Origin of the sequence: Kitasatospora sp. NPDC001539 (genome assembly GCF_040298565.1) — a bacterium.
Classification (GTDB): Bacteria; Actinomycetota; Actinomycetes; order Streptomycetales; family Streptomycetaceae; genus Kitasatospora.
The window spans coordinates 1-7,697 of record NZ_JBEPAK010000296.1; the positions used below are offsets into that span (position 1 = coordinate 1).

At 73.8% G+C, this 7,697-nt stretch carries 6 protein-coding genes; 4 read left to right on the plus strand and 2 right to left on the minus strand.

The genetic code is table 11. The features are described 5' to 3' along the window. Window positions 1–134: 134 nt before the first annotated feature. Window positions 135–746, minus strand: a complete 612-nt coding sequence (locus ABT247_RS29640) for an SRPBCC family protein (RefSeq protein WP_350748532.1) — start codon at window positions 744–746, stop codon at window positions 135–137. 221 nt (window positions 747–967) lie between these two features. Here ABT247_RS29640 and ABT247_RS29645 point away from each other — a divergent pair, with 221 nt between their 5' ends. Both ABT247_RS29645 and ABT247_RS29650 read left to right on the plus strand, forming a co-directional pair. Beyond that, window positions 968–1,774: an SAM-dependent methyltransferase gene (locus tag ABT247_RS29645; protein ID WP_350748535.1), complete on the plus strand. Its 807-nt coding sequence runs from the start codon at window positions 968–970 to the stop codon at window positions 1,772–1,774. Window positions 1,775–1,964: 190 nt separating this feature from the next. Continuing rightward, window positions 1,965–4,082 (plus strand): putative bifunctional diguanylate cyclase/phosphodiesterase, encoded by a 2,118-nt coding sequence (locus ABT247_RS29650; RefSeq protein ID WP_350748537.1) that lies wholly within the window; start codon window positions 1,965–1,967, stop codon window positions 4,080–4,082. Between the two features lie 79 nt (window positions 4,083–4,161). Here the strand turns inward: ABT247_RS29650 and ABT247_RS29655 are convergent, their stop codons facing one another. After that, entirely contained in the window at window positions 4,162–4,791 is a 630-nt protein-coding gene (locus ABT247_RS29655; protein ID WP_350748540.1) for a GTP cyclohydrolase II, read from the minus strand. 310 nt (window positions 4,792–5,101) lie between these two features. Between ABT247_RS29655 and gdhA the strand changes: the two genes are divergently transcribed. Then, window positions 5,102–6,526, plus strand: a complete 1,425-nt coding sequence (gene gdhA / locus ABT247_RS29660) for an NADP-specific glutamate dehydrogenase (protein WP_350748543.1) — start codon at window positions 5,102–5,104, stop codon at window positions 6,524–6,526. A gap of 160 nt (window positions 6,527–6,686) precedes the next feature. Beyond that, a complete protein-coding gene (locus ABT247_RS29665) occupies window positions 6,687–7,562 on the plus strand; it encodes an AraC family transcriptional regulator (protein WP_350748546.1) in 876 nt (291 codons plus the stop codon). Window positions 7,563–7,697: the final 135 nt, after the last annotated feature.

The window sequence follows — 7,697 nt, forward strand, 5'->3', positions numbered from 1 at the left end:
TTCGACTGCACCAGGCCGGGCCCGGGCGCCCCGCTCTCCCCCGTCATCTTCAGGATGCGGATCTTGCCGTAGTCCTCGCCCGGATCCGCGTCCACTCCGGAGCCCGTCCGCCCGTCGCCCGGTACCGCCGTCCGTCACCGGTTCACCGTCCCCGCGCCGGGCGCCCGTTCCCGGGCCGGTGCCGTCCCCGTCCCGGGCGCCGCTCCGGGCACCGGCGCCCGCAGTCCGCCGGGGACGGCCAGGTGCGCCGCGAGGCCCCGCCGCCCCCGTCGCATCATCACCGCGTGGTTGGCCCGGAACAGCGGGTGCAGCGGCAGGGCGAGGCGCCGCAGCAGGGCCTTGCGGGGGCGGGCCTCCTCCTCGAACAGCACCCGGCACCCCGCACCGCCCGGCCCGTCCTGCCCGCCCTGCCCGTCCGAACCGTCCGAACCGTCCGAACCGTCCGGCCCGAGCGGCCCGAGCGGCGTGACCGTGAACCGCGACCAGCCCTCGAGGTCGCCCCGCATCGCCGCCTCCAGCACCCCGGTGCCCGGGTCCCGCCGGGTCGCCTCCAGCCGGATCACCAGCCGGTACGGCAGCAGCGCGCGCACCACCACGTCGCCGGAGTCCTCGTCGGCCCGCCGGACCTCACGGATCTCCGGCCACCACAGCGGGTAGCCCGGTACGTCCGCCAGCGCCGCGTACACCGCCGGCGCCGGTACGGGGAGGCGCCACACGCCCCGGAAACGGTAGTGGTTGGGGTCCACGCGCCCACCCTAGCCCCGCACCGGCGCGGCCCCGCGGCCCTCCTGCGGACCCGGCCCCGCGGCGCTTCCTGCCGACCCGGCCGCCGAGCCCGTGGGAAGGGCGCACTCCGCTTGCACCCGTTCGGGGTGCGGGGGAGGATCTTCCGTGCTTGTAGTCTCATCAGTCACGGCAGCATCCCCGGACGCTGCACCCCCGGAACCGGAGTGAAGGAGTCACAGGCATGCGGCGACCGAGCTGGGTACCGGAGGGTACGGACCTGGACAAACCGAACGCCGCACGGGTCTACGACTACTACCTGGGGGGCTCGCACAACTTCGAGGTCGACCGGGAGATGGCCCGCAAGGCGATCGCCATGTGGCCCGAGCTGCCCCAGATCATGCGCTCCAACCGGGCCTTCCTGCGCCGCGCGGTGACCTTCCTCGCCGAGCAGGGCGTCACCCGCTTCCTGGACATCGGCTCCGGCATCCCCACCTTCGGCGCGGTGCACGAGATCGCCCGCGCGATCCGGCCCGAGGCCCGGGTCGTCTACGTGGACCGCGACCCGGTCGCCGTCGCGCACAGCCGCCTGCTGATGCAGGACGACCCGGCCAGCGCCGTCGTCCGGGCCGACCTGCGCGACGTCGAGGACCTGCTGGGCCACCCCGAGGTCACCGAACTGCTCTCCGCCGGCGAGCCGGTCGCCGTGCTGCTGGTGGCCGTCGCCCACTTCGTCACCGACGACGAGGATCCGTGGAAGCTGATCCGGGTGATCCGCGACGCGCTTCCCGCCGGCAGCGCGCTGGTCCTCTCCCACGCCTCCCTGGAGGCCCGCCCGGACCAGGCCGAGGACCACCAGAAGCTGTACCGGATGACGCCGACCCCGCTGACCATGCGCACCCGCGAGCAGGTCACCGCGATGTTCGACGGCTTCGAGCTGGTCGAGCCGGGCGTCGTGCCGCTGCCGCAGTGGCGCCCGGACCAGCCGCACACCGTCGGCGAGCATCCCGAGCGGATCGCCGGGATGGCGGGCGTGGGGTTCCGCTCTTGAGCGGTCGCGACGGGCGCTCGAGCGGTCGCGACGGGCGGCCGACCGGCGCGAGATCCCACCTCGGCGGAGCGGGCGCCGGTGTGTCGGCCCGTACGCCGGGGCCGGCCCGTACCTCCGGGGCGGGCCGACGCGGCACCCGAGCGGCCGGATGCGGCACCGGGGCGGGCCGATGCGGCACCGGGGCGGCCGGATGAGCGGCAGCACCCGGCCCAGCGGCAGCGCCGAGCGGTTCCACGAGGACTGGTCGCGCCTGCTCTCCGCCGACCACGGCATCGCCGTGCACCCCGGCCTGCTCGGCCGGGTGGTCGCGCGCACCGCCGCGCTGCTCCACCGCGCCCAGCAGGACGACCCGTTCGAGCCCCGGCTGGCCGCCCGGGCCGCCGCCGAACTGGTCGACGCCCACTTCACCGACCCGCTCCTGCTGGCCCGGGCGGTCGAACTGCTCCACGTCCAGCCGGTCCCCGACGACCGCGGCCCCGCCCTCACCGGCGCCTTCGCGGCCGGTTGGGCCAACGCCCTGCGCGAGCGCACCCTGCGCGAGCAGGAGGCCATCCGCACCGCCGCCGACGTCGCCCGCAAGGAGGCGGAGCGCGCCCTGCGCGCCTCCGAGGCCCGGTTCCGCGCCCTGTTCGAGAGCGCCGCGATCGGCATCGGCATCGGCGACACCGACGGCAAGATCCTGGCCGTCAACAAGGCCCTCCAGGAGCTGTTCGGCGCCGGCCCGGCCGACATGGTCGGCGTGCGGGTCGGGGACCTCGTCCACCCCGAGGACGCCCCGGGCGTCTGGGAGGCCTACGAGGAGCTGATCAGCGGCAAGCGGGAGTACTTCCAGGTCGACAAGCCGTACTACCGCCAGGACGGCGAGGTGGTCTGGACCCACCTGACGGTCTCGTTGATCCGCGACGACGACGGCGTGCCGCAGTACCAGGTCGCGATGCTGGAGGACATCACCGACCGCTACCGGCTCCAGGAGCGGCTGCGCCACCAGGCCACCCACGACCCGCTGACCGGCCTGCCCAACCGTGCCGCCTTCTTCGAGCGGCTGGAGAAGCTCTTCGAGGACCCGGAACCGGGCGCCAGGTTCGGCCTCTGCTACGTCGACCTCGACGGCTTCAAGGTCGTCAACGACAGCCTCGGCCACGACATGGGCGACCAGCTGCTGGCGGCGGTCGCCACCCGGCTGAAGGCCGCCCTCACCCCGCTCGGCCACCTGGTGGCCCGGCTCGGCGGCGACGAGTTCGTCGTCCTGCTGGAGAACTGCCGCGGCGAGCAGGAGGCGGTCGCCGCCGCCAAGACCGTGCTCAAGGCGCTGGCCGGACCGGTGCTGATCGGCGACCACAAGCTCGCCGTCGGCGCCAGCGTCGGCGTGCTGGAGCGGCGGGTGTCCACCACCACCCCGGGCGCCGCCGTCCGGGCCGCCGACCTCACGCTCTACCGGGCCAAGGAGGCCGGCCGCGGCCGCTGGACGCTGTTCGACCCCAAGGAGAACGCCCGCGCGGTCAGCCGCTACGCGGTGTCGGTCCGGATGCCGGCCGCCCTGGACCGCGGCGAGTTCTTCATCGACTACCAGCCGCTGTACAAGCTCGCCGACGGCCGGATGGCCGCCGTCGAGGCGCTGGTGCGCTGGCGCCACCCGCAACTGGGCGTGCTCGGCCCCGACGAGTTCGTCACCACCGCCGAGGAGACCGGGCTGATCATGCCGCTCGGCCGCTGGGTGCTCGAGCAGGCCTGCGGCCAGGCCGCCGACTGGATCAAGCGGTACGGCGACGCCGCACCCCAGCTGAACGTCAACCTGGCGGTGCGGCAGGCGCGCAGCGCCGCGCTGGTCACCGACCTCGGGCGGATCCTCGACAGCACCGGGCTCGACCCGTCCCGGCTGCAACTGGAGATCACCGAGTCGACGGTGGTCGGCCCCGAGGACGAGGCGCTGCGCACCCTGCACGGACTGGTCGACCTGGGCGTCTCGCTGGCCGTGGACGACTTCGGCACTGGCTGGTCCAACCTCGCGTACCTCCGCGACCTCCCGGTGTCCGGCTTGAAGATCGCCGGCTCCTTCGTCGGTGACCTGCACGACCCGGCCAAGGACGGCGCCACGGGGTGGCGGATCGTCAGCGGCCTGGTGTCCATGGCCCACACGCTCGGCCTGACCGTCACCGCCGAGGGCGTGGAGACCCGCAAGGACGCCGAGCGGCTGCGCGCGATGGGCTGCGACTGGGCGCAGGGGTGGCACTTCGGCCGCCCGGTGCGGCCGGCCGAGATCGCCCGCCGGATCGTCGAGGAGCCCGCGGGGCGCCCGGTCGAGGGGTGACCGGGGCGGCTGACGGCCGGGCAGGTGACGGCCGGGCAGGTGACGGGTGGGGGTGCCGGCGCCGTCGGCCCTCCCGCGGTCAGCCCACCAGCTGGGAGAGCTCGATCGAGTGCCCCGTCCGCTCCACCTTCGCCGTCAGGTACCGGACGTTGCTCGCCGACAGGTGGACGCCGGTCGGCACCCGCCGTCGGACGGTGATGCCCAGGCGGGCGAGCTGGGCGGCCTTGTCCGGGTTGTTGCTGAGCAGGTCGATGCCGGTGGCGCCGAGGGTGCCGAGCATCTGGGCCGCCGCGGTGTAGTCCCTGCCGTCCTCGGGGAGGCCCAGCGCGGTGTTGGCGTCGTAGGTGTCCATGCCGGAGTCCTGGAGGGCGTACGCGTCGAGCTTGTTGTACAGCCCGATGCCCCGGCCCTCCTGGCGCAGGTAGAGCAGGTAGCCGCCGGCCTCGCTGATCCGCTCCACCGACTCGCGCAGCTGCGGGCCGCAGTCGCAGCGGTCGGAGCCGAAGACGTCGCCGGTCAGGCACTCGGAGTGCAGCCGCACCAGCGGCGTCCCGCCCCCGGGCACCGTGCCGAGGGCGAGCGCCAGGTGCTCCGCGCCGTCGGTGAGGCCGTGGAAGGTGAAGACCTCCGCCCCGGCGCGGTAGCCGTCGGGGAAGGTCAGCGGGATGCGCACCTGCGAGCGCACCGTGGCGGAGCCGGGCTGAGGCATGGACGGGCCTCCGTCGATCGGGTGGTGGAACGGGTCGGATCGCTCCGGATCCCGGTGGAACCGGGGGGATCCGGTTGGATCGGAAGTCGACCGTACTCGGTTGTTCCAATTTGAACAACTGAAGACCGCCGAGGCCCGACCCGGCCACGGAGGCGCACAACACCTCGCCCGCCCCGCCTGTTCCCGTGCGGCAGTCCAGCATGTGGAAGGGATGGACCCGAGCTGTGGACACTGCGAGACTTCCTCCCGTTCCCTGGGCACGGGAGCACCTCGCGCACGACCACCGACGACGACGGAAGGTCCTGATCGAATGCCAACCAGCCGTGCCACCGCCGACTCCCGCCCCACCTCCCGCCCGACCTCCCTCCCCGCCTCCCAGCCCCGGTTCGACGCCGAACAGCGCGCCGTCGAGGCCCTCTACGCGGACGTGGTCCGCCGCAACAAGGGGGAGGGCGAGTTCCACCAGGCCGTCCACGAGGTGCTGGAGACCCTGGCCCCGGTGCTCGCCCACCGCCCCGAACTCCTCGACGCGCGGATCATCGAGCGGATCTGCGAACCCGAGCGGCAGCTGATGTTCCGGGTGCCGTGGACGGACGACTCCGGCGACATCCACGTCAACCGCGGCTTCCGGGTGGAGTTCAGCAGCGCCCTCGGCCCGTACAAGGGCGGCCTGCGCTTCCACCCCTCGGTCAACCTCGGGATCGTCAAGTTCCTCGGCTTCGAGCAGATCTTCAAGAACGCGCTCACCGGCCTCGCGATCGGCGGCGGCAAGGGCGGCTCCGACTTCGACCCCAAGGGCCGGTCGGACGCCGAGGTCATGCGCTTCTGCCAGTCCTTCATGACGGAGCTGTACCGCCACCTCGGCGAGCACACCGACGTCCCGGCCGGTGACATCGGCGTCGGCGGCCGCGAAATCGGCTACCTGTTCGGCCAGTACAAGCGGATCACCAACCGCTACGAGGCCGGTGTGCTCACCGGCAAGGGCCTCGGCTGGGGCGGCGCGCAGGTCCGGACGGAGGCCACCGGCTACGGCTGCGTGCTGTTCACCGCCGAGATGCTGCGCAGCCGGGGCGAGAGCCTGGAAGGACGCCGGGTGGTCGTCTCCGGCTCCGGCAACGTGGCCCTCTACGCGATCGAGAAGGCGCAGCAGCTCGGCGCGACGGTGCTGACCTGCTCCGACTCCTCCGGGTACGTGGTGGACGAGAAGGGCATCGACCTCGACCTGCTCAAGGAGGTCAAGGAGGTCCGGCGGGGCCGGGTCTCCGACTACGCCGAACTGCGCGGCAGCCACGTGCGGTTCGCCGAGGGCCCCGGTGTGTGGAGCGTGCCCTGTGACGTCGCGCTGCCGTGCGCGACCCAGAACGAGCTGACCGAGGCGGACGCGCTCGCCCTGGTGCGCAACGGCGTCCTGGCGGTCGCCGAGGGGGCCAACATGCCGACCACCCCCGAGGCGGTGCGGGTGTTCCAGGAGTCCCGGGTGGCCTTCGGGCCGGGCAAGGCGGCGAACGCGGGCGGCGTCGCGACCAGCGCGCTGGAGATGCAGCAGAACGCCGCGCGCGACTCCTGGAGCTTCGAGCACACCGAGGAGCGACTGGCCGGGATCATGAAGCACATCCACGACTCCTGCTTCACCACCGCCGAGCGTTACGGGCACCCCGGCGACTACGTGGTGGGCGCGAACATCGCGGGCTTCGAGCTGGTGGCCGACGCGATGCTGGCCCAGGGCGTGGTCTGACCCCTCCGCCCGTCCTCCCGCCCCGCCCCCGCCCCCGTTCCCGCACCCGTTCCCCCGTCACCCGGCGACCGGCACCCGACCGCAGCGGGCACCGATCGTCGGGTGCGGCATAGTGGGGCCTTCCTACGGTGGGTGATCAGTGAGGAAGGGCGGGGGCGGAGTGCTGGAGCACCTCAACCGGGCGATGGAACGGATCGACCGGAACCTGGACCGCGAGATCGACGTGGCCGAACTGGCGCGGATCGCGATGACGTCGGAGTACCACTTCCGGCGGCTGTTCTCGCTGCTCGCCGGGATGCCGCTGTCGGAGTACGTCCGGCGCCGGCGGCTGACCGTCGCCGGCGCCGAGGTGCTCGACGGCGAGCGGACGCTGCTCGACATCGCGGTCCGGTACGGCTACACCTCGGGCGAGGCGTTCGCCCGGGCGTTCCGGGCCATGCACGGGGTCGGGCCGGGCGAGGCCCGGCGGGACGGTGCGGTGCTCACCTCCCAGCCCCGGATGTCCTTCCGGCTCATCGTGGAGGGAACAAGCAGCATGGAGTACCGCATCGTCGAGAAGCCGGAGTTCCGGGTCGTCGGCCGGAAGGCCCGGGTGCCCCTGATCTACCTGGGGGTCAACCCGCACATCGCCGAGTTCGTCAAGGGGCTCGGAGCGGACACCGTCGCGCGGATCGCCGCGCTGTCCGGGGAGGATCCGGCCGGCATCGTCGCGGTGACCGACGACTTCTCGCCCAACCGCGAGGAGGGGTCCGAACTCGACTACTGGCACGCGGTGGTGGCGCGCGAGGACGCGGACGTCCCGGAGGACCTGGAGGTCCTGCACGTCCCGGCCGGGACGTGGGCGGTGTTCACGAACAAGGGCACGTTCCCGCAGGCGCTGCAGCAGATGTGGGGGGACGTGGCGAGCCAGTGGTTCCCGTCCAACCCGTACGAGGCCCGGCCCGGCCCGGAGATCCTGCGGGCCCGCGCCATCGAGGGGACGGGCGATGGCGAGGCGGAGCTCTGGATCCCGGTGGCGAGGGCTTCGCGGGGCTGACGGCCGAGGGCGCGGGCCGGTGGTCGGGGGGGGCCGGCGCCCCCCCCCCCCCCCCCCCCCCAAGGGCCCCCGCCCCCCCGGTCGGGCCCCGACGGCCCCCCCCCCGCCCCCCCCCCCCCCCCCCGCCCGGCCGGC